Source organism: Fructobacillus papyriferae (assembly GCF_018437225.1).
Taxonomy (GTDB): Bacteria; Bacillota; Bacilli; order Lactobacillales; family Lactobacillaceae; genus Fructobacillus; species Fructobacillus papyriferae.
This window is the reverse complement of sequence record NZ_JAAMFI010000001.1, coordinates 278,004-299,351: the sequence shown is the minus strand read 5'-3', so window position 1 is coordinate 299,351 and position 21,348 is coordinate 278,004. Positions and strand designations below refer to the sequence as shown.

Here is a 21,348-nt window from a genome sequence, read left to right as displayed (position 1 = left end):
TACTAAAAAAAGAAAGTTTTTGCATGACTTGCGCAATGGTGCGTAGTCAGTTGTCCGGATCACATTGACGTAGGAGAAAAGCCGATGACTTTTATGGAACAAGACCCTTTGGTCTTCTCAGGAATTGAACAAGAAGAAGCAAGACAGAATCGTACGATTGAACTGATTGCTTCTGAAAATTTTGCTTCGAAGGCTGTTCGCGCGGCCCAGGGCTCTGTTTTGACGAACAAATATGCAGAAGGGTACCCCTACAAACGCTATTATGGCGGTACCGAGTACGTTGACGTGATTGAACAGGCGGCCATTGATCGATTGAAAGCGCTGTTTGGCGCTGAGTACGCCAATGTTCAACCGCATTCTGGCTCTCAGGCGAATGCAGCGGCTTATATGGCTTTTTTGAAACCTGGGGACACAATTTTAGGTATGGACTTAGCAGCCGGCGGGCACTTGACTCACGGGGCCAAGGTCTCCTTTTCGGGAAAGGTCTACCATTCGGAAACCTATGGCCTAGACCCAGAAACTGAACAGTTGGATTACGAGGCCATCCGAGAAAAAGCCTTAGCCGTTCAACCACAGTTGATTGTGGCTGGCGCATCGGCTTATTCGCGGTTGATTGATTTTAAAAAGTTCCGGGCCATTGCGGATGAAGTGGGCGCTTTTTTGATGGTGGATATGGCTCACATTGCAGGGCTGGTGGCTTCTGGCCTACACCAAAATCCAGTTGGAATCGCAGATGTTGTGACGTCAACGACGCACAAAACCTTGCGTGGACCACGCGGTGGGGTTATTTTGTCACAAGAAAAGTATGCTAAGAAGTTGAATTCGGCGATTTTCCCAGGATCGCAAGGTGGCCCGCTCGAGCACGTCATCGCAGCGAAGGCTGTCGCTTTCGGTGAGGCCTTGCGTCCGGAATTCAAGGACTACGCCAAGCAAGTGATTGAAAACGCCAAGGCCATGGTAACTGTTTTTAATGCAGCCCCAACGATTCGTGTTGTTGCAGGTGGTACCGACAACCACCTGTTTAACTTAGACTTGACTGCCACTGGCTTGACCGGCAAAGAAGCGCAGGAGCTTTTAGACAGTGTGTCGATTACGACCAATAAGGAAGCACTGCCGAACGAAAAACGCTCGCCATTTGTTACTTCAGGCATTCGAATTGGAACACCGGCGATTACGAGTCGTGGCTTTGATGCCGCTGACTGCCGCAAGGTGGCCCGGTTGATCGTGGGCGCACTGGAAAATCCAGCGGATACAAAAGTTTTGAAGCAAATCAAGCAAGATGCCGAACGACTTGCTATGTTGCATCCAATGCCATAAGCAGACTTATTAAAAAGGGCTTTTTATGACGATTTTATCAAAAAAAGAAGCTCGCTCGTTGCAGAAAAAACGGTTAAAAGCTTTTTCAATGACAGCCCCTCATCAAAAAGCAATGGAGGAACAACTGTTGTATCAGCAGCTATTTGCCACAAAGGCTTGGCGGGAGGCAAGCTGTCTTGCTACGACCGTTTCGCTTTCATTTGAGCTCGAGACGCAAGGCATTATGGAGCAAGCTAAAAAAGAAGGCAAAACAGTGGTCTTGCCTGTTGTCAAAGAAAACAAGCGGCTGGAATTTGTCCGGTTAGACGAACAAGCAAGCTGGCAAACGAGTCCTTTTGGTATTCAAGAGTTAGTCGGTGGGCAAGTCGTGCCCTTAAAAAATATTGACTTAATCCTTGTGCCTGGATTGGCTTTTGATTCCAAAAGCGGGCGCCGCCTTGGTTTTGGCGGCGGGTATTATGATCGTTTATTGGTCGATTATTCTGGTGCGTCCATGGCACTTGTTTTACCGGAAATGACGACCTGTAACTGGCAATTTGATGACTGGGATCAGCCAGTCGGTCGACTACTTACAATTCATAAGTGATGGTCAAGATGGTGACTTACTGCCTTTAAGGTGGAAGTCACCATCTTTTTTCTTGAAAATACGAACAGATGTTCGTATAATTGAAAGAGCAACTTTGGTTCAACAGGAGTTCGACATGCTAAATGACCCGATTAATAAAATTTATGAAGAGGAAGCACGCCGTGTCATCTTCTTGATCGATTCAAAGAGTTTTTATGCGAGCGTCGAATGCGTGGAACGAGGGTTGAATCCATTAAAAGCGATGCTAGTGGTCATGTCGCATCAAGAAAATCTCAAGGGTGGTTTAGTCCTGGCTTCTTCGCCAATGGCCAAGAAAAAGCTGGGGATTTCCAATGTGACCCGGCAGTACGCCGTGCCAGATCACCCTGGTTTGGTCAAAGCCGAACCACGAATGAATCTCTATATTCAAAAGAACCTGGAGATCAACGCGATTTACAAGCGCTATGTTGATGATGCGCATTTATTACCCTATTCGATTGACGAGTCAATTTTGGACGTGACGGATTTTTGGCAACTTTTTGCCGATTCACCAGAGGCTTTGGCAAAGCAAATTCAACAAGACGTTCGTAACGAGATGGGGATCTACCTCTCCATTGGTATTGGTGATAGTCCAGTGTTAGCGAAATTAGCGCTTGATCTGGAAGCGAAGAAAGCCAAACATTTGCTAGCCACTTGGCACTATGAGAACGTAGCGGACAAGCTTTGGCCCGTGACAGATTTTTCAAGTGTTTGGTCAATTGGTCGAAAGACAGCCAAAAAATTGAACGCTTGGGGGATCAATACAGTCGGCGACTTAGCTCATTATAATCCCTATGTGCTGAAGAAAAAGTTAGGTCTCATGGGTGAGCAGCTTTTTGCGCTTTCCTGGGGAATTGACCGGTCCGATCTAGCCGAATCAATTCAGATTAAAAATAAATCGTACGGAAACTCACAAGTTTTACCTTATAATTACCAAGATCGCGAAAGCATTCGCGTGGTGATCTTAGAGATGGCAGACCAAGTTGCTTCGCGTTTGCGCGCACATGGGGTTCAGGCTGGTCTCGTTAGTCTGTATCTCGGCTATGGTCAAGAAAAGATTGCTTTTGATGAGCGTCACGACCGACAGACGGGGTTGCATCAGACCGTTCGGATTGAACCAACCAATCAGACAAAAGTCATGATGCGCGTTCTAGAAGGGGTATTTACCCGTTACTGGAATGGACAAGCTGTTCGGCATATTGGGGTTACAATGGCTGATCTTGGCCCAGACAAAGTGCAGGCCCTTTCACTTTTTGATGAACCAAAAGAGGATCAAAGAAAACCACAAGATCCAGTTGATCAAGTCGTCGATCAGCTCCGGAAACGCTTTGGAGCGGCTGCCATTGTCCGTAGTCTATCGCTTGAGCGGGGCGGCCGGGCAATCGAACGAGCTGGTCTTGTTGGCGGCCATAACGGAGGGAACGCTTATGACTAAAGATTTTCTGACAGAAGAGGAATGGCTGCCAATGGTTCGGCAGTATTTCAAAAACGATTATCGCGAACGGGGTAAAATCAAGTGGAACGGCTTCTTTTTGTCTGACCATACCGCTAAATTAAAACAGGAAGCACGCCAAGAAGCACAAGCGGACCAAGCGATTTGGGCTGAGCAGCAGAGTCTGCAGCAGATTCAAGAACAAGTCCGCTTGGCTTATGAACACAGCCGATTGGTGCAAGTTCAAGAAAGCACAGTGAATCGCGATAATCAGATTCCTCCCATACAAGAAGGCCATATCAGTGGTTTTTTTCCGGAGGGCTTTTACCTGGATGGTCACGCCTTCGACTGGCAAGAAATTCGTTTTGCAAAGGAGCAACATGGACACTACCGAACTGAGCGCTGAGCTTTTGCAAGCCATACAGCCACTTTTTTTAAAGAAAGCAAATACGCTTTATGAGATCTATTTGGTCTATCAGCCCTTTTCTGATCAGGTTAACGTTTTTTTTGAGTGGGGCCGGGTAGGCCATGCCACCATTTCAAGGCAAATTCGCTCTTTACAACACTTTTCCTTTGCTAGAATGCTGGAATTAAGGGAACAATTGGCCAAACAACTCCCGGTTTCGATTCGAGTCAACGACCCACATGACCTAACTGACCGAAAGCATTAACAATGGCGACACAAAAGACTATACTGAGTTTAAACAACGAAACAGGAGATGTCTTATGTCAGAAAATACTGTCCCAGCAAGCGTCGCAATGTTAAAAGTGTTGGAAAACTGGGGTGTCGACCACCTCTACGGTTACCCAGGGGGTTCTTTCAATTCCACAATGGCCGCATTAGCCGATGAAAAGGATCGGTTAAAGTATGTCCAAATTCGTCATGAACAAGTGGGGGCCATGGCCGCTTCGGCCGATGCCAAATTGACCGGTAAGATTGGGGTCGCCTTTGGTTCAGCCGGACCTGGTGCCACGAATCTTTTGACTGGTCTCTACGATGCCAGAGAAGACCATGCGCCTGTTTTGGCTTTGGTCGGTCAAACCGGAACTGGTGTGATGAACACGCACTTCTTCCAGGAATTTAATGAAGACCCAATTTTTGAAGATGTGTCCGTTTACTGCCGCACGGTGATGACCGCCCAATCGCTACCACACGTGGTCGATCAAGCCATTCGGGAGGCCTATGAACACAAAGGCGTTGCCGTCGTCATTATTCCAAATGATTTGGGCTATGAACAAATTCCAGATTTGCCATACGGTTCCCATGGTTCTAGTGACATCAAGGAAGCACCAAAGGTCGAACCAACCGCTGCCGAAATCGAAGAGTTCTTGGATATGGTCCAAAAGGCTAAACGACCCGTCTTTCATGTTGGCCGTGGGATTGAAGATGGCGGCGATGCCATCATTGAATTATCCAAGAAGTTACAGATTCCGATCGTTATGACCGGCTTGGCTAAAGGGCACATTGATGAGTCATATGAAGGAAACCTGGGCATGTCCAACCGTGCCGCTCACAAGGCTGCTGACGAAATCATGGCCAGTGCCGATCTGCTGATTACGATCGGAGCCGACTTCCCATTTGCGGATTTGATTTACCAAACCCACCAATTTAAGTTCATTCAGGTTGATAATAATCGTGTTGAACTCGGTCGCCACCATGATTTGGATTTGGGGATTTGGGCAGACGCAACAGCCTTTGTCCGGGCTGCCTTAGCAAAGGCTGAGCAAGTACCAGCGCGACCATTCATGCAGGCAGCCATTGCTGATAATAAGAACTGGCGCGAGTATATGTTGGCAAAAGAAGAAGACCAAACGGCCCCAATTAAGCCCGCCGCCATCTATAAGCAAATTAATCGGATTGCCGAAAAAGACGCGGTCTTCTCAATCGATGTGGGCGATAACATCATCAACGCCTTTCGCCACCTTCACGTCTCAAAGGATCAAAAGATGGTGATCTCGGCGCTTTTTGCTTCGATGGGAACAGGATTACCAGGTGCTTTAGCAGCTAAGATGTCTTATCCTGATCGTCAGGCGATTCAAGTCGCAGGGGACGGTGCCTTCTCGATGATCATGCAAGATTTGATCACGGAAAAGAAATATCAGTTACCAATCATCAACGTGATCACATCGAACACAACGTTAAACTTTATTAAATCAGAACAAGATGACGTGCCAATGCACCATTCGGGAATTCAATTGGCGGATCAGAACTTTGCCAAGATTGCCGATGGTATGGGGGTCGAAGGAATCGAAATCCGCGATCCCGCTGACTTGAGGGCCGCTTTTGACCGGGCGGTTGAGGTCACTAAAGCTGGTCGACCATTTTTGATCGATGTGAAGATTTCAGACGAACGGACATTGCCCGTTGAAGAACTTCAGTTGCAGCAAGAAGGGGACCACTTCGTCGAAAGTGTCAACCCAAGCTACAACGCTAACTTAGATTTGGAGCAACCAAAGAATCTCCGTGATTTCTTAGACGACTATGGCGGACAATCGTTAAAGACTTTGCCTGAATTCTTCGAAGAATACGGTGTCAAACTGTAAATTGAATAAGTTGACTTATCAAAAGGGTGCCGATAGGCGCCCTTTTCTGATTTCATTGAACGTTATTTGAAAAATGCGCAAAAGAAGTTCAAAATGGAGGCGAACGAAGAAAGGAGTCAGTATGGATTTTGAAAAAGTTCTCGAAACAAGGCACTCGGTCCGTTCCTTTTCGGACAAAGCATTGCCAGAAATGGCGCTCTTTGATCTAATCGAAGAAGCACAGAGCAGTCCGTCCTGGGTGAATGCCCAAGAGGTTGGCGCCGTCGTTGCGGTTGGCGATCGCTTAGAAGCGATGCGAAAAAAGCATGCGGAACTAAACACTGATGCAACCATTAAAAGTGATCCTGTCATTCCATACCGACCCATTCACGAGTGGGCAGAGCCTGCTCAAAGCAATATGAAAGATTGGTTCCAATCGGTTTCTGACGCTCTTGGCGCCAATGGCTCTGATCAGTTGAGCGATGCGGGTAGTCAGCTATACAAGGCACAGGCAGTCGTCTATCTGACCTTGCCAAGAAACTTTTCTAACTGGTCCTTGGTTGACCTGGGCATCTTCGCCCAAACACTGATGCTTTCCGCTACGAATCGAAAGATCGGGTCGATTCCTGCTTACCAATACGTGCAATATCCAAAACAGTTAGCAGAAGCCTTGGAGCTACCCATTGATCGCGTACCCATTCTTGGCATTGGCCTAGGCTATTATGAAGACGATGAACCCTTGAATCAGATACGCTCGAAACGAATGGCAAAAGAAAACGTCATGACCCTCAAGGACTGAGCTTCACAAGGTGTTAGTATTTTGTTAAAATACAGTTAGTCAAAAGTGAAAGGAAGTGTTTTCTATGGCAAATGTATTGGTCATTGGAGCGCACGGTAAAGTTGGCCAGTTAGTTGTAAACGATCTCGTGGAGGCCGGAGACAATGTCTATGCTGGGTTCAGAGATCCAAATCAATTTGAAACAATTGAGACAGCGGATCGTTTGAATCCCGTTCTCTTTGATTTGAGTCAATCGGCAGAGAAAATGGCCAAGGTCATGATCGACTACAAGATCGAGCAAGTCGTCTTTTCAGCCGGAGCAGGTGGAAAAGGTGGCGATGCAAGAACCACGCAGGTTGATCTGGATGGTGCCGCAAAGACAATGGAGGCTGCCGAAACAGCCAAGGTTCGTCATTACGTGATGGTGTCGGCAGCTGGCGCTGATGATCGTGAGATTTGGGTTAAGTCTGGCATCTACACTTACTTCATGATGAAGCACTATGCTGATCGTTTGCTCACACAATCCAAACTGTCCTATACGATTCTGCGGCCAACCGCTTTAACCGACGAAGCCGCCAGTGGCCGTGTAGGGATCTTGTCAGGCGCCCATGATTACGCTTCATCCGTTAGTCGGGCGGATGTTGCCTTGATGATTGTCGCCGCTTTGCACCAAAAAGAAAAGAAAAATCAGATCGTTGCCTTTACTTCTGGTGACGAAGAGATTAAGGACGTTTTTCAATAATTGCGATTAAAAAGAGCCTCCCGTTATAATTCGGGAGGCTCTTTTTGCCTTAAGCCAGGTATTCTTGTAATTCTTTTAGCGAGAAAACGATTTTTGTTGGTTTTAGATCATCTGGAAGCACCTGGTCGCGGAGGTTAACCCAAACCGTTTGAATGCGCGCATTTTGACCACCACGAATATCAGATTGAAGGCCATCGCCAATCATCAGCGTTTCCTCACGTTTCATTGCGGGGTGAGCCGCAAAAATTTGGTCAAAAAAGTCAGGATCTGGTTTTGCCACGTTTAATCCTTGCGAAGTAAAAACCGCATCAAAATACTCAAATAAGCCAGTTTCTCTTAGCCGCCTTATCTGGGTTTCTTCTTGGCCATTGGTCCCGGCAAAAAGGGTGTAATGACCGGCAAGGCTTTGTAATAATTCCTTTGCGCCTTTTAGTATTCGGTAATTATGGTCGCGTAAAAAGGCATATTCGCGCTCGATTTCTTGAGGATCCGCCTGACCAGTTTGCTGAAGCGCTGCCAATGTTTCTTGAAAGCGTCTCCTAAAGATGTCTTGCTGATTAATCGCCCCCTGTTCATAAGCGGACCAAAGGCCCTTGTTAATTTTTTGATAGACGGCCAACGCCTGGTCTTGCTTTTTTCCTTTAAGCCCTAAATGCTTGCCCAAAAGCATCTTAATGTCTTGACTTTCTCCTCCACGAAAGTCAAGTAGAGTATCATCCAAATCAAAAATAAGGGTGTTAATTGCCATGCTGTCCTCCGAGCCAGTATAAGATTGCTTTTATTATATCAATTCCATGAAACACTGCGATTAAAAAGGTGTAACAGAATCATCAAAGGATCTTCAAAGAAACTTGAAATCATAGGCTAGAAGGTGTTTAATGAACTTCGTCATAATAAAACGAATCTAGGTAGGATGATCGCTTATGAAAATCAAAAAATCACAGGTTCAGGGAATCATCTTAGTGCTGATTCTCTCAGCCATTTCACAAGGCTTAGCCAAATTCTTGCCACAAGTTGGGGCAGAAGGCATTGCCATGATCTTGGGAATTCTTCTGGGGAATTTAATTTTCACCAATGACAGCTATGCGGCTGGTGTGAAGTGGTCCGAAAAGTATCCAATTGAGATTGGAATTGCTTTGCTCGGTTCGACCTTAACCTTCAAAACCATCGGTCAGCTTGGCTTTCAAGGTGTCTTCTTTATCCTAGTAAACATGGCACTGGTGATCGGGACAGTCTTTTTGCTCGGTCGCTATGTTTTCCATGTTTCGCTGAAAGAAAGCATGCTCATGGGCGCAGGCAACGCGGTTTGTGGTTCTTCGGCCATCGCTGCAGTAGCCCCTTCTATTAAGGCTAAAGACGACGATCGGCGAACGGCCGTTGCCACGGTTTCATTGACTGGAATGCTCTTGCTTTTGACTCTGCCAGCTTTGAGCCAAGCACTCTTTGGCGGCAATAATTTGTTAAAGGGGGCTTTGGTCGGTGGAACGGTTCAGTCCGTTGGTCAAGTGGTTGGAACAGCTGCCTTGATCAATCCGAACGTGGTGACCTTTGCCACTCTCTTCAAGTTGCTTCGGGTCATGCTTCTCGTGGTGGTTGTGTTGTCCTTTGCCACGATTGCCAAGAAATCGGCTGAAAAAGCAGGGGAGAAGAGCGACGAAAAGACGAAAATCATACTCTTACCTTGGTATTTAATTGCTTTTGTTCTTTTGCTCGTTTTGAATTCCTTGGTTACTTTGCCAAACGCTATCCACGAACTGGCTCATCAACTATCCTCATTTTTTGGTGTCGTCAACTTAGCCGCCATCGGGTTGAACCTGAAGTGGTCGGTGATTAGAAAATCAGGCGTGAAGTTCCTGTCATTTGGCTTCTTCGTTGGGTTGGCTCAAGTTGTTTTGGCCGTTTTGTTGATCAAGATTTTCTTTTAATGGTTAGCTAATCACTTACACAAAATATCGCGATACGATTATTACGATTGAAATAATTGCTCAGCGGCTAAAAAAAGCCCATCAGCACTGCTATGTCAGGCTTTTGAGCTCTTTTTGAATTAACGATCGGTTTTTTATAGGACTTCTGAACGTAATATATAACACGCAATATAACAGCTGTTATGAAACGGCAAGGAATGTCTTTTCTTATCAATGGGCTTCTCATCAGCACGATGCTATTCTAAAAATAGTTCATCAGTAGGAGCAACAAAAATTGTTGTTCAGGGAGAAATAAAGCCAGTGATCAAGTCCTTACCAGAAATCTTAGTTGGAACATTCGTTGTTTTCATTACGACATTCCTCGGCGCATACTACGGATTTGCACCAGAAAACATGGTCGCAAACGTTACGTTGGAATTGCTTTTCTTCCGTTTGGTCTATGTTGGGATCCATTTCATGTTTACCTGGAAGAGACGTCGCTATCGCGCATAAACGAAAAATTATTGAACACGAAAAAAAGCACGCCGATGTATCGCCATCGAGTGCTTTTTTTACTGTCTTAAAAAAGGATACAAATGAAACGCGCCATTTAGCGGAACTTGACGGCTGTTCCGTAAGCTACAACGGATTGCATATCGTTGCCGATTGATCCAGAATCAAAACGCATCATGACGATGGCGTCAGCGTTCTTTGATTCAGCATCGTCTTTCATGCGTTGGATGGCTTCTTCACGAGAAGTATGCAGCATCTGTGTATAGCCTTTGATTTCACCACCAACAAGATTTTTCAAGCCAGCTCCAAAGTTACTAACGACATTACGTGATTGCGTCGTTACACCAAAGACTTCGCCAAGTACTTCGTAGTCCTTACCAATGTTTTCCGTCGTTGAGATCAGCATGTCTCTGTCCTCCTTCATGTTTTAACTCCTTGATTATATAACAAAGAGCGAACCGAAGCTGTTTAAAATAAAAAAAGCCTCGGGCTAAGTGCTCAAGGCTTTTTTAGGCGTTGTCTGTTTCACCTTTGGCCTGCACCTGACGGAGCACAGTACGGGCGATTGGGGCAACGACAATTAATTGTAAGGGGAGGGCAAGGATCAGGTTCATGATCCATGCGTGTCCGTACATCGTCACGGATTGTCCGTTAATTAAAACACCAAAAAGTGACATGCAGGTGACCATTCCAAGAACCATTAACACTGAAATAGTGATGCCGATTTTGATTGGACTCTTTTCCTTATACCGAGGGATGATGGCTTTGAAGGCGATCCCTTTGGCGATCGGGCCAACTAAGAAGCCATCCAAAAGCATGGCAACAATTAGGGCAATTGGATATCCAAAGACGATTTCAGACCAGAAACGACTATCTATTCCTTGTGCGAGGTATACGTTATAAATCGACATTCCAAGCACCATCAAGCCGGCCATGACTAGCATGAAAACAAGTTCTTCTTTTAAATTACGTGGCATGTATTTTCTCCTTTTATCAAACGTTTTTAACTCTAGCACATAAAAATTTTCTTCGTAAGTAACAATTTGGTTACAGTAAAAGAAGGTCCATGGCCAGACGATTTAACGGGGAAAATCGTCGAAATTGTTTCAGGTACAAGCTAGCGTTCTACCATAGAAGCGTTCAATAAGTTTCGCAATGAGCGATGTCAGAAGCGCAGTAAAGGCCTTTAGATATAATTCTATTTTAGTTGGCTTTTATCATTCTTTGTAAGCATTTTTTCATATCTTTTGAGGTATGCCTCTAATTTACGACGTTTAGCATGTCTATAGTGCACGGGGGCAAAAATTACCTCTAAAATGGCGAATAAAGAGAAAAAACATACTAAATAATAGTTCGGACTTAACCAGTGCCAACCGATTGAAAAGGGGTGAGTAAGGCTAAAATTGCTAAAAATAATAGTACGGATAATAAAATAGTATAGCCAGAAATTCATGATTAAATATTTACTTACATCTCTTGATACTGTAACAATTTTTTCTCTTTTTTCTAATTGTGGAATTTCTGATTGTGGAATTATATCTACTAATAATTGGTGACAAAATACTGATAAGTGTATACATAGGATTATGAATAGCATGCCAGTTAATAGCGGAAAAAAAGCTTCCATAGAACTCAAGGTGTATTTAATGATATTTATAGCATCTATATTCAAATATTTTTTAAAGGGAAACCAACTATCTGTAAAGTTAAACCATTGATAATTTATTGCGCAGCATACAATAAAAATGATTGATGCTACGGATATTCGAGCATAGCGAAATATAGAATTTGTATATAGACTAATGATGGTGTTAATCAATGTCATCGTTTTTCTCCAAAGTAAAGTAATAAATATATTGTATCATTAGGCGTTCCTGTAATTTTTTTACACTAGTTTCAAAATAAAAAGGTGCTAAGTTTTTAAGATAAGTACCTTAATTTAACAAAAACTAACGTCTTTTGAATAAAAAATAAAATTATTTTTTGGAGTTGCAAATTTCCTAAAAAAAGATGTTACTTTCGATAATATATATTATGTAAAGTAGATATACTAAAATTATCTGAGTCATCGAAATCAAACAAAAAACGACTCATTTTACATTAGTAAAAGAATCGCCTCTTTATCTCTTTATTTATTTTTGATAATGAAAGCGTGCGGCTACGATGAACAAAGCATCGTCTTCAACATAGTAAATCAGACGGTGCTCATCACTGATACGCCGTGACCAAAGCCCCGAGAGATCTCCTTTTAATGGCTCTGGTTTCCCAATTCCGGAAAACGGCTCACGCATGGTGTTGTGTAATAGCTTTCGAATTCGTTTTACCATTCGACGATCATTTTCTAGCCACCATTCGAAGTCTTGCCACGCTTCATCTGACCACGTGATACTCATGAATCCCAGTCGTGTGATTGGCCATTACCAGTCTTAAGTGACTGTAATGACTGCTTGATGTGCGCTACATTGGCTGATGAGCTACGAATATAAGCATTTTCGACAAGATTTTCGTACTCAGCTTGCCCTAAGAGCACCGCATTATCATCTGTACGGTTGGATGTGATCATAATAGCATCTGCGTCGTCATTGACTTTTTGCATGAAATTTTTTAAATGATTACGCACAGTTGAATATGAAATTGCTTGCATTTTTTCCTCCTATTGAGTGCTTTTATAACGGCTTTAACTAGTCTTATTATCAGCTCTAAGAGGATTTTTGTCAATAAGTTGTACAATAAAGGACACTTTACTAAAAATCGTCTAACAACTTTCGTTATTTATCCAAACGACTTTCTGCCTGATGCATATGACTATCATAATTATTGACTTTATATAGCAAATGATCGTGGGCTTCTTGCATTTGTTGGATACGGTCTTTCATCTCGTCCGCCTGCTCGCTTAACAGTTCCTTACGCGCAGGAATCGTTGCATCATTGTCTTCATAGACCATGTCAACGTATTCTCTTAAGCGCTCGACTGACATGCCCGCGTTGCGCATTTGTCTGACGAAGTTTAGTTGATTAATGCTTCGTTGGCCAAAGTCACGTAAATGATTTTCTTTTCTCGGAACCGGCATGATTAAGCCAATACGCTCATAATAGCGAATGGTGTCATTCGATAAGCCAGTTTTTTCGGAAACTTCTTTTATATTCATTTTCCAACCTTTCGAGTAACTAAGCTTGCGACCACGATCAACGCAATGCCAGTATACAACGCCATCATTCCAATTTCACCGTGGTATTTTGTCGTCGTGGCGACAATCAAAGACAAGCCGATTGGACCACCAACTTGATGCGCGGTATTGGTCAATCCTGAAGCAATTCCCGACAAATGATTTGGCGCCTGATAAAGACCAGCTGAAGTGACCGGTGCCAAAACTAGGCCCTGACCGAGCCCTATCACGGTCATTGGTAAGGCAATTGCCAACCAGTAACCGGCTGACAAGTCTGAAAGCGCCGTCCAGGTCATTCCAATCAGCAAGAAGATCTCACCAATTAGCAAGACAAGATTGTTGCCCAATCGATTCGTCAACTTTGGCAAGTACAAAGAAGCGATAAAATTGACGACCGTTAATGGGAAAAAGCCAAGCCCTGCGGTTAAGGCAGTGAAATGATAACTTTCTTGCAGCACTTGTGGGACGAAGAACCAGTATGGCAGCATGGCCATCATAAAGAGCAAACGTGCCAGGTAAGCGCCCGAACGCACCCGATTTTTGAAAAGCGTGAGTGGCAAGAGCGGATTCTCGATCCGTGCTTCGTAAATAATGAAAATGATAAATAATACGGCACCAATGACGATTGTCAGCCATTGATTGGACGTCAATCCCTCGATGATGGCGACCAGGGCCAAAACGGAAAGAATTGCCCCAATCAAATCGATAGGCGTTTTCGTACGCGGTGTATTGGGAACAAATTTGATGGCTAGAAAGACGAGCAACAGTGTCAGCGGCACATTAATCAGAAAACCAGCTTCCCATGAGAAAAAGGTAGTCAGTCCCCCACCAACCAATAGCCCGACACTCGATCCGATACCGGCCGTGGCACCATAGTAGGCAATTGCTTTTTCGCGCATCTCTCCTTGGTAGGCATCCATCATGAGCGCTAAGGTTGTCGGTGCGATAATTGAGGAACCAATTCCTTGCAGGGCACGCATAGCGATCACCACAGCCACTTGGTCGGATAGACCGATCATCAGGGAACTAAAGCCAAAGATTAGCAAGCCAATCAGGAAGATTCGTTTTCGCCCAAGCAAGTCGGATAAGCGACCAGCAAGCAGCAAAAAACCGCCAAATGTCAGGGTATAAGCATTTGAAATCCAAGCTAATCCGGCGTTCGATAGATGGAGGCTCTGGCCAATCTCTGTGGCGCTCGTGAAAATGATGGAATTATCCATCAAAATCAAAAAATACGCCAGCAAAGTAATCGGAAGAACCATTCCAAAACGTTGTTTTGTCATATTGTCATTCTCTTTTCTATTCATGATTAATTCGTACTAGATTATTAAACACCCTGGAGTTAACTCCAGGTCAAGGACTTGTCGTCATTAATTTGTTGTCAAGAAATCGAATAGCAATTGGTTGACCTGTTGGTTCTCATGCAGTCTTGAATGCTGGGCATCTTTTCCAGTCAACAGTTTTTCTTCGTACTGACTGGGTGCAGTAACAAATGAACGAAGTGTTTTTGATGAGTTGTTCGGTACTGTTCCATCGGAATGGGAAGCGCCAGTGCTGTTTCCAAAAATATTCAAAACCTTTGTCTGATTATGTTGATAGTAGGCACTCAAGCCACTTAACGCTTGATAACTTGATGACTGGATGCTTGGCTTGCCGGCCTCGTCAACTTCTGATTGGGCTGCCGGATCAGCGCCCAGACTATTGAAATGCCCGGCGATATCGATTTCCTTCTTCACCGACGGTAACTGGTCACTTGGCTGCACATGATTTTTCAAATAATAAACAATCGCCATGTTACCCATCGAATGACCAATCAAATTAACAGAATGGATCCCTTGCTGATGGATTTGACGCATAATGCTCGTGACCCATTGATTGGTTTTAGCATAGTTAACGTTTCGATTGTCGTTAAACTGAACTAAATAAAGCGGATTTTTCTTCCCTCGTTGGGCCTGATCACTAAAGTGGACCTCGCCGTTTTTAGAAACCGTCACGTTAATGATTTGACTCGAATACTTCTTTTTAACAAGGTACTGGCTCATGGTTTTTTCCGCGTTTCGTGACGATCCGTAACCGTGGAAGAAGACCGTCGCATTTGTTGGCTTAGTCCCCTCCCCTTGTCCGCTTCTAGGCCACAATGCCAATCCACCGATAAAAAGAACTGCTCCTAGCATGAGGAGACTTAACAAAACTTTACTTTTTTTCATCATTTTTTCCTTAATAAAAAGCTGAGTAACAATTACTCAGCTTGTTTGCATTAAAAGACCAACAGCGACTTAATCGCCTCACGTTTATCCATCGCTTCATAGGCTTTCTGAATGTCTTTCAGTTCGAATTGCTTGGTAAAGACCTTGCCAGGATTGATCTTGCCATCCAACACAGCCTGCAAGAGCAATTTACGGTCGTAAGTCGTTACAGCAGCGATTCCACCGCGCAGCCCAATGTTCTTCCAGAAAAGATTGTTGGTATTCATCATTGGATCTTGTGGAATCCCAACACGACCAACAACGGCACCAGGACGCCCAAGCTTAACGGCTGTATTAACCGCTTGTTCTGATCCGACACATTCCAAAACCGCATCAGCACCGGCTCCAGTCAGCTTCATCACGTGATCGATACCAGCTTGATCACGCTCTTCGACGATATCCGTTGCGCCAAATTCTTTTCCAAGTGCTTGGCGATCCGCGTGCCGTGACATTAAAATAATTCGCTTGGCACCACGTAATTTGGCTGCAATAACGCCAGACAAGCCAACGGCGCCGTCGCCCATGACAACTACTGTGTCGCCAGGCTTGACCTCGGCTGTCGCGGCAGCGTGATAACCAGTTGCCATAACGTCAGACAAAGTCATCAAGGACATTAATTGCTCATCACTATAGTCCTCGGGCTGGCCCGGAATCTTCACGAGCGACCAATCTGCATTCTTGTAACCAATATATTCGGCTTGATAACCTGTCGAACCAGATTTGTCTGGATCCAAGCAATCGCCATCAAAGCCAGCTAAACAGGCTTTGCACTTTCCACAACCGTGCGTAAAGGGCGCAATGACAAAGTCACCAGGCTTCACATTGGTCACAGCCGAACCGATTTCTTCAACAATTCCAATCGCTTCGTGACCGACTTGGCTGCCAGATTCACGTTCTGAAATACCTCGGTAAAACCAAAGATCCGAACCACAGACAGAGGCGCGTACCGTTTTGATAATCGCGTCCTTTGGGCCTTGAATCGTTGGCTTTTCGACCTCCTGCATCTCCACGAGACCGGGTTTTACAAATACAGCTGCTTTCATGACTAAATCTCCTTTGTTTTGCTACTTCTATTGTGGCGCTATCCTCATCCAATTGAAAAAAACGAATTATTGATAGACCGGGAATACAGAAGTCGCTTCTGAATACTGAATTTCGGAAAAGTTTTCTAATTGTTTCATCATTTCTGCTGGAATCGTAAAATCAACAGAAGCGTTATTACGCATGTGCTCAATGGATGACGCCTTTGGCAATGGTACTAAGCCGAGCTGCAAAAGGTAGTTAACCGCCAACTGTGGAACGCTCACGTTCAGTTCAGAAGCCATCCGTTTGATTTCGTTGTTTCTCATCAAGTCTCCATGGCCAAAGGGCGAGTGAGCTTCAATGAGAATGTTTTGTTTCTTAGCATATTCAATGAGCGCCATTGGCGTATGTCCGATATGTGACAAAACCTGGTCGACCATGGGCGAAATATTAGCGTTAACAATCAAATTTTCAAGGTCGTCTCTTTCAAAGTTAGCAACGCCAATCGACTTAATTTTGCCAGCCTCATAGGCTTCTTCCATGGCACGCCATGCTTGAAGATTACCTTCAGCATAACGATGTTCACTTTTGTAATCGGCCCATGGACGTGGGGAATGAATCAACAATAAATCAATATAGTCGATATCTAATTTATTCAATGACAATTCGATCGCTGCTTTTGCGGACTCATAGTCCTTCGCTTCTGCAACTATTTTAGTCGTCACGAATAAGTCAGAACGTGCCACGTTGGACTCACGGATAGCTTGACCAACGCCTTCTTCGTTTTCATAGGCCGCCGCAGTATCAATGTGTCGGTAGCCAATGTTGATGGCGTTTTTTACTGCACCAATAACTGACTGGTTGTCCAACAACCATGTACCAAATGCGATTTTAGGGATTTCTACCCCATTCGATAATGTGTAAGTTTCTTTAAGCAATTGAATTTCTCCTATAAATTGTTATACGTTTCGTCGTCGACTGGTTCCAGCCATTCTGGTGTACCTGCGGTAATGGCGATGTGTTCGAACCAAGAATCGGCCTTGGCACCATGCCAGTGCTTCACACCGTCTTTGGTCACAATCACGTCACCCTGTTTCAAGGACTGTGCTGGCTTTCCTTCTTCTTGGTACCAACCTTCTCCATCCGTTACCAAAAGAATTTGGTAGCCATCATGATGAATATGCCAGTTGTTGCGAGAACCGGGCTTAAAGGTCACCGTTCCAATACCGATTTGATCGTCCGGGCTGGACGTCAAAGCGTTTAAAAAGGTATCGCCGATAAAATACTTACCATAAGGGTTTTCGATTCCTTTACCAAAAATACCACCGTTTACTAGTTCATCAAATTTTGTCATGATTATTCTCCATATACTTGTTTCAAAATATTAAAGGCTGACCATCCCTTTGGCCATCCTGTATAGAAAGCGAGCTGCGTTAAGAGCGCCACCATTTCTTTCTGACTAACACCATTCTCTTTTGCTTTTTTCATGTGTGCTGGCAGCTGTTCAAAGGCTCCCATTGCCATGATGGCCGAGACAGTCGCGATGCTTCGCGTTTTTTGCGGAAGCGTCTCATCTGCCCAGACTTCACCAAACAAAATATCATCATTATAGCCAGCAAAGTCGGGCGCAAGATTGCCCAAATTATCTCTGCCTGCGGTAACTTTCTTTGTCATGTCTTCCTCCTATTGATTGTTTCTATCATATTCCCTAGAGTTAACTCTAAGTCAATACCCGTGCTATAATTTTTTTATGGAAAAAGAAAAAACAATCAAATATAAGATTAAAGCAGTCGCAGAAAAGACTGGTTTGAGCGAACACACCCTTCGCTATTATGAAAAAGAAGGTCTCGTCGTTCCAGAACGAACGGCATCAAACATCCGCCAGTACAGTGAAGACGATGTTAATTGGCTACTCTTTATTGAGCATATGCGCTCGACGGATATGTCAATCGAGGATCTCAAGCATTTCGTCAAATTACGCCGTTACGGGACCGAATACGAGGAAGAGATTTTGGACATTCTCCTCCGTCATCGCCAATCGGTTGAAAAGAAGCTAAAGCAGTTCGAGGAGAACCTACGGCTGTTAAACTATAAAATCGACATGTACACCGGCCAGTTAAAGGACCGAGATCAGACTCTGTACGAATATTTCCTTGAAAAGCATCATTTAACAGAAGAAAAAAAGAAGTGATTGATTCACTTCTTTTTTATTTAGTCTTTATAAATTGGGTATGGCCCATCCGTTCCCGGCTCAGCAATTCCTAAGCTTTCGTGCTGATAGCGAGTTGGATCGTCGATGATTTGTTCAATCAAATCCGCAATACTTGCGCGCGAGATGGTCGTGCCTTTGTATGGCTCGTGACGAGTTGTTAGTTCATAAGAAACCTTGTCCGCATTACTCATGTATGCGGCTCGAATAATCGTCGCGTTAATCGTTTGGTTCTGCTCAATCAAATCAGCAGCCACGCGGGTGTCCTCCATGACGGAGTGGCCAACGCTTTCTTCCAACCAGCTTTCAAACGGTTCCGGCACCTCATGGTAAAGCCCTAATCCGGTGACATGAATCAAACGCGAAACGTTCAAGTCGTCCATGACCTGCAGGATGTTTCGAACCATTGGCGTGAAGACACCGCCCAAGTTCAAGTAGACGATATCAGTCTCCTGAATTGTCTTCTTAACGTCTTCGTATGAATTAGCGTCCCCGTCAATTAGATCAACATTTTCTGCGTTTTTGATTGTCTCAGGCAAGCGCGTGATCTTTCGGGCTAACAAACGAAGCTGTATCTCTTCGTGATTGATATAGTGGGATTCAACTAAACGAGCGATTTGACCGTTCGCCCCGATAATAGCGATGTTTTTCATTCTATTCTCCTCATCAATGTGTGCTTTGATAATTCTACTGTACTTCTTCGAGTCGACTCTAAGTCAAGGAAGAAAATTAAAAAAAGACAGCCGCCCTCATAGCTGTCCCTTTTCTTATTAATCTTCTTTCGCGCCCTTATAAATACGCCATGAGGCAACGATTGTATAGACTACTATATTGGCATAGACATCCGCAGCCTGTTGCTGGAGGTTGCCCATTGGCAAAACCTGGGCCAAAACCAAAATCAACGCCAGAAGTCCCAAAGAAATGGGGTTCAAATACTGCCTCACCCACTTCATCAAGTTGGAATCCTTAACCGTGAGCAAGTAGCTAGGCAAAGAATAGGCCGGTAAAAATAAGCATAGAAAGCGAGTGATAGCCAGCTGGAACCAATGGTTCGATTCCCATGTCAAAGGCTGTTGCGGCGTTCGTGGTGAAGCAAAGAGTGGCCCGATGGTAAACTGTACAGCAACTAGGAAGGCCGTTCCGAACCAGGGAGCAACTGGCTTAGCAATATCGTAGATCGACTCAGATTTGGTAATCGAGACAGCCAACATGGTTAAGAAAGGCAGCAAAGCACCCATATTAAAGAAACCAATCACTGCAGGCAGCCAATTGTAGGCGGATGATTGTCCCAATTGGATTGGGACAATTAAATTACCGGCCCCAAAGAAAAGTCTGAAAAATAAGGAAGCCAGTAGAAATAATTTTTTTAAAAGCGGGTGCTTTTTTGTTTGTTTTAGTGAATACCAAGACGAGTAAACACCTCGTTGATTCGTCTGAGGTGATAGTGATAATCAAACGCATCGGCCAAATGATCAGGGCTAAGTAGTTCCTTTATTTTTGGTGATTCTTTGACTAACTGTTCAAAGCTAAGACCTTCGTCCCAGGCTTTTTTGGTCAATGGCTGAACCAAATCATAGGCTTTCTCACGTGACAATCCGGCATCAATCAACATTAACAAAACTCGTTGGCTGTAGATTAACCCACCAGTCTTGTTTACGTTTTCTGCCATTCGATCTGGATAAACTTCCAGGGTCTGAAGAATTTTAGTGAAGCGGGTTAATAGATAGTCTAATAAGGTCGTGGCATCCGGCAGAACAATGCGTTCCACTGATGAATGCGAGATGTCTCTTTCGTGCCAAAGCGTGATGTCTTCATAGGCTGGTACAAGGTAGCCACGCAGAACGCGAGCTAGACCAGAGATATTTTCGCAACCAATTGGATTCCGTTTATGAGGCATCGCTGATGACCCCTTTTGCTTCTTATCGAAAAATTCTTGTACTTCACGAATTTCGGTTCTCTGAAGCGAACGAATTTCAGTGGCGAAACTTTCTAGTGAAGAGCCAATGAGCGCGATGATTGACAGGTAGTCCGCATATAAATCACGTGGTAGAACCTGACTTGTAATCGGTTGATTATTTAATCCTAAAGAGGCGCAAACGGATTCTTCAACCTCTGGTGAGATGTTAGCAAAAGTGCCAACCGCACCGGAAACTTGCCCAACTTCTACTGCTGCAGCGACACGCTCGAAGCGTTCAATATGCCGTCTGATTTCATCATACCAGCGCGCTAATTTGAAACCCCAAGAGGTCGGCTCAGCATGCACGCCATGGGTGCGACCAATCATGACCGTATCTTTATACTGGATCGCTTGTGATTTTAACAGCTTCTGAAGCTCTTTAAGATCGCTGCTTATTAATTTGTTTGCCTGTTTCAGGCGAACGCCATTTGCTGTGTCAACGACGTCTGTGCTCGTGACGCCGTAATGAATCCACTTTTTTTCGTCGCCCAGCGTTTCAGAAACGGCCCGCGTAAAGGCAACCACATCATGTTGCGTTTGGCTTTCAATTTCGTCAATCCGTTTAAGGTCGAAGCCGGCGTTTTTTTGAATGGCCTTTAGGTCGTCAGCCGGGATAAGTCCCTGCTCGGCCCACGCTTGGTCAATGGCAATTTCAACTTCTAACCATGTGTTGTATTGGTTTTCCAGCGACCATATATCGGCCATAGCCGGACGTGCATAACGTTCTAACATCAGAGTCCTCCGTTTTATCGAATAACTAAAGTTTATCACAAAAACGATCTTATCGTTCGTTTTTGTATCCACAAGATTGCTTTTTACACGTTTTAAATTCGAATAACACGAATGTTATACGAATATTTATGTTGTTTTTTAATCTGACGTTCGGTATGATGGGTTTGTTGATTTAATTGAAATAGATGCACACAGGAGTTA

At 44.3% G+C, this 21,348-nt stretch carries 25 protein-coding genes and 1 pseudogene; 10 read left to right on the top strand and 16 right to left on the bottom strand.

Translation table 11 applies throughout. The features are described from left to right. The first annotated feature begins 84 nt into the window (after positions 1–84). From glyA to G6R27_RS01445, 7 genes are all read left to right on the top strand, one after another. The gene (gene glyA, locus G6R27_RS01475; RefSeq protein WP_213819315.1) at positions 85–1,317 is read left to right on the top strand and encodes a serine hydroxymethyltransferase; all 1,233 of its coding nucleotides are present in this window, start codon (positions 85–87) and stop codon (positions 1,315–1,317) included. A gap of 25 nt (positions 1,318–1,342) precedes the next feature. Then, the gene (locus tag G6R27_RS01470; RefSeq protein ID WP_213819314.1) at positions 1,343–1,903 is read left to right on the top strand and encodes a 5-formyltetrahydrofolate cyclo-ligase; all 561 of its coding nucleotides are present in this window, start codon (positions 1,343–1,345) and stop codon (positions 1,901–1,903) included. Between the two features lie 115 nt (positions 1,904–2,018). Beyond that, positions 2,019–3,356 (top strand): Y-family DNA polymerase, encoded by a 1,338-nt coding sequence (locus G6R27_RS01465; protein ID WP_213819313.1) that lies wholly within the window; start codon positions 2,019–2,021, stop codon positions 3,354–3,356. Beyond that, positions 3,349–3,759, top strand: a complete 411-nt coding sequence (locus G6R27_RS01460) for a hypothetical protein (RefSeq protein WP_213819723.1) — start codon at positions 3,349–3,351, stop codon at positions 3,757–3,759. The genes G6R27_RS01465 and G6R27_RS01460 overlap by 8 nt, the downstream gene beginning before the upstream one ends. A 320-nt stretch (positions 3,760–4,079) precedes the next feature. After that, the gene (gene spxB, locus G6R27_RS01455; RefSeq protein WP_213819312.1) at positions 4,080–5,897 is read left to right on the top strand and encodes a pyruvate oxidase; all 1,818 of its coding nucleotides are present in this window, start codon (positions 4,080–4,082) and stop codon (positions 5,895–5,897) included. A 121-nt stretch (positions 5,898–6,018) separates the two neighbouring features. Next, positions 6,019–6,675 carry a nitroreductase family protein gene (locus G6R27_RS01450; protein WP_213819311.1) on the top strand — a complete coding sequence of 219 codons (657 nt, stop codon included), beginning with the start codon at positions 6,019–6,021 and terminating at the stop codon, positions 6,673–6,675. 64 nt (positions 6,676–6,739) lie between these two features. Beyond that, the gene (locus G6R27_RS01445) at positions 6,740–7,396 is read left to right on the top strand and encodes an SDR family oxidoreductase (protein WP_213819310.1); all 657 of its coding nucleotides are present in this window, start codon (positions 6,740–6,742) and stop codon (positions 7,394–7,396) included. Positions 7,397–7,445: 49 nt separating this feature from the next. On the opposite strand, the gene G6R27_RS01440 is transcribed toward G6R27_RS01445, so the two are convergent. After that, positions 7,446–8,144 (bottom strand): YjjG family noncanonical pyrimidine nucleotidase, encoded by a 699-nt coding sequence (locus G6R27_RS01440; protein WP_213819309.1) that lies wholly within the window; start codon positions 8,142–8,144, stop codon positions 7,446–7,448. 175 nt (positions 8,145–8,319) lie between these two features. Here G6R27_RS01440 and G6R27_RS01435 point away from each other — a divergent pair, with 175 nt between their 5' ends. Then, the gene (locus tag G6R27_RS01435) at positions 8,320–9,321 is read left to right on the top strand and encodes a YeiH family protein (RefSeq protein WP_213819308.1); all 1,002 of its coding nucleotides are present in this window, start codon (positions 8,320–8,322) and stop codon (positions 9,319–9,321) included. Positions 9,322–9,621: 300 nt separating this feature from the next. Then, complete coding sequence (locus G6R27_RS01430; protein WP_213819307.1) at positions 9,622–9,813, top strand: hypothetical protein; 192 nt, start codon at positions 9,622–9,624, stop codon at positions 9,811–9,813. Between the two features lie 97 nt (positions 9,814–9,910). Here G6R27_RS01430 and G6R27_RS01425 read toward each other — a convergent pair whose 3' ends face one another. From G6R27_RS01425 to G6R27_RS01370, 12 genes are all read right to left on the bottom strand, one after another. Continuing rightward, positions 9,911–10,219, bottom strand: coding sequence for a heavy metal-binding domain-containing protein (locus G6R27_RS01425; protein WP_213819705.1), 309 nt, complete (start codon positions 10,217–10,219; stop codon positions 9,911–9,913). 103 nt (positions 10,220–10,322) lie between these two features. Further along, complete coding sequence (locus G6R27_RS01420; RefSeq protein ID WP_213819306.1) at positions 10,323–10,790, bottom strand: DUF2798 domain-containing protein; 468 nt, start codon at positions 10,788–10,790, stop codon at positions 10,323–10,325. A 221-nt stretch (positions 10,791–11,011) separates the two neighbouring features. Continuing rightward, positions 11,012–11,638: a hypothetical protein gene (locus tag G6R27_RS01415; RefSeq protein ID WP_213819305.1), complete on the bottom strand. Its 627-nt coding sequence runs from the start codon at positions 11,636–11,638 to the stop codon at positions 11,012–11,014. A gap of 307 nt (positions 11,639–11,945) precedes the next feature. After that, entirely contained in the window at positions 11,946–12,206 is a 261-nt protein-coding gene (locus G6R27_RS01410; protein WP_213819304.1) for a Txe/YoeB family addiction module toxin, read from the bottom strand. Next, positions 12,203–12,457, bottom strand: coding sequence for a type II toxin-antitoxin system Phd/YefM family antitoxin (locus tag G6R27_RS01405; protein WP_213819303.1), 255 nt, complete (start codon positions 12,455–12,457; stop codon positions 12,203–12,205). Before G6R27_RS01405 ends, G6R27_RS01410 begins: the two co-directional genes overlap by 4 nt. 124 nt (positions 12,458–12,581) lie before the next feature. Beyond that, positions 12,582–12,962, bottom strand: coding sequence for a MerR family transcriptional regulator (locus G6R27_RS01400; protein ID WP_213819302.1), 381 nt, complete (start codon positions 12,960–12,962; stop codon positions 12,582–12,584). Then, positions 12,959–14,263 (bottom strand): MFS transporter, encoded by a 1,305-nt coding sequence (locus tag G6R27_RS01395; RefSeq protein WP_213819301.1) that lies wholly within the window; start codon positions 14,261–14,263, stop codon positions 12,959–12,961. The genes G6R27_RS01400 and G6R27_RS01395 overlap by 4 nt, the downstream gene beginning before the upstream one ends. Before the next feature lie 87 nt (positions 14,264–14,350). Beyond that, the gene (locus G6R27_RS01390; RefSeq protein WP_230791121.1) at positions 14,351–15,187 is read right to left on the bottom strand and encodes an alpha/beta hydrolase; all 837 of its coding nucleotides are present in this window, start codon (positions 15,185–15,187) and stop codon (positions 14,351–14,353) included. A gap of 50 nt (positions 15,188–15,237) precedes the next feature. Then, complete coding sequence (locus G6R27_RS01385) at positions 15,238–16,269, bottom strand: zinc-dependent alcohol dehydrogenase family protein (RefSeq protein WP_213819299.1); 1,032 nt, start codon at positions 16,267–16,269, stop codon at positions 15,238–15,240. A gap of 66 nt (positions 16,270–16,335) precedes the next feature. Then, entirely contained in the window at positions 16,336–17,187 is an 852-nt protein-coding gene (locus tag G6R27_RS01380) for an aldo/keto reductase (RefSeq protein ID WP_213819298.1), read from the bottom strand. An 11-nt stretch (positions 17,188–17,198) separates the two neighbouring features. Beyond that, positions 17,199–17,603 (bottom strand): cupin domain-containing protein, encoded by a 405-nt coding sequence (locus G6R27_RS01375; protein WP_213819297.1) that lies wholly within the window; start codon positions 17,601–17,603, stop codon positions 17,199–17,201. A gap of 2 nt (positions 17,604–17,605) precedes the next feature. Next, entirely contained in the window at positions 17,606–17,923 is a 318-nt protein-coding gene (locus G6R27_RS01370) for a carboxymuconolactone decarboxylase family protein (RefSeq protein ID WP_213819296.1), read from the bottom strand. Positions 17,924–17,999: 76 nt separating this feature from the next. Between G6R27_RS01370 and G6R27_RS01365 the strand changes: the two genes are divergently transcribed. Continuing rightward, positions 18,000–18,440 (top strand): MerR family transcriptional regulator, encoded by a 441-nt coding sequence (locus tag G6R27_RS01365; RefSeq protein WP_213819295.1) that lies wholly within the window; start codon positions 18,000–18,002, stop codon positions 18,438–18,440. A gap of 20 nt (positions 18,441–18,460) precedes the next feature. Here G6R27_RS01365 and G6R27_RS01360 read toward each other — a convergent pair whose 3' ends face one another. The 3 genes and pseudogenes from G6R27_RS01360 to purB form a co-directional block, all read right to left on the bottom strand. Then, complete coding sequence (locus tag G6R27_RS01360; protein WP_213819294.1) at positions 18,461–19,111, bottom strand: NAD(P)H-binding protein; 651 nt, start codon at positions 19,109–19,111, stop codon at positions 18,461–18,463. A gap of 117 nt (positions 19,112–19,228) precedes the next feature. Further along, positions 19,229–19,813, bottom strand: a pseudogene (locus tag G6R27_RS01355) (branched-chain amino acid transport system II carrier protein); the annotation flags it as partial. 38 nt (positions 19,814–19,851) lie between these two features. Continuing rightward, the gene (purB, locus tag G6R27_RS01350) at positions 19,852–21,147 is read right to left on the bottom strand and encodes an adenylosuccinate lyase (protein ID WP_213819293.1); all 1,296 of its coding nucleotides are present in this window, start codon (positions 21,145–21,147) and stop codon (positions 19,852–19,854) included. Positions 21,148–21,348: the final 201 nt, after the last annotated feature.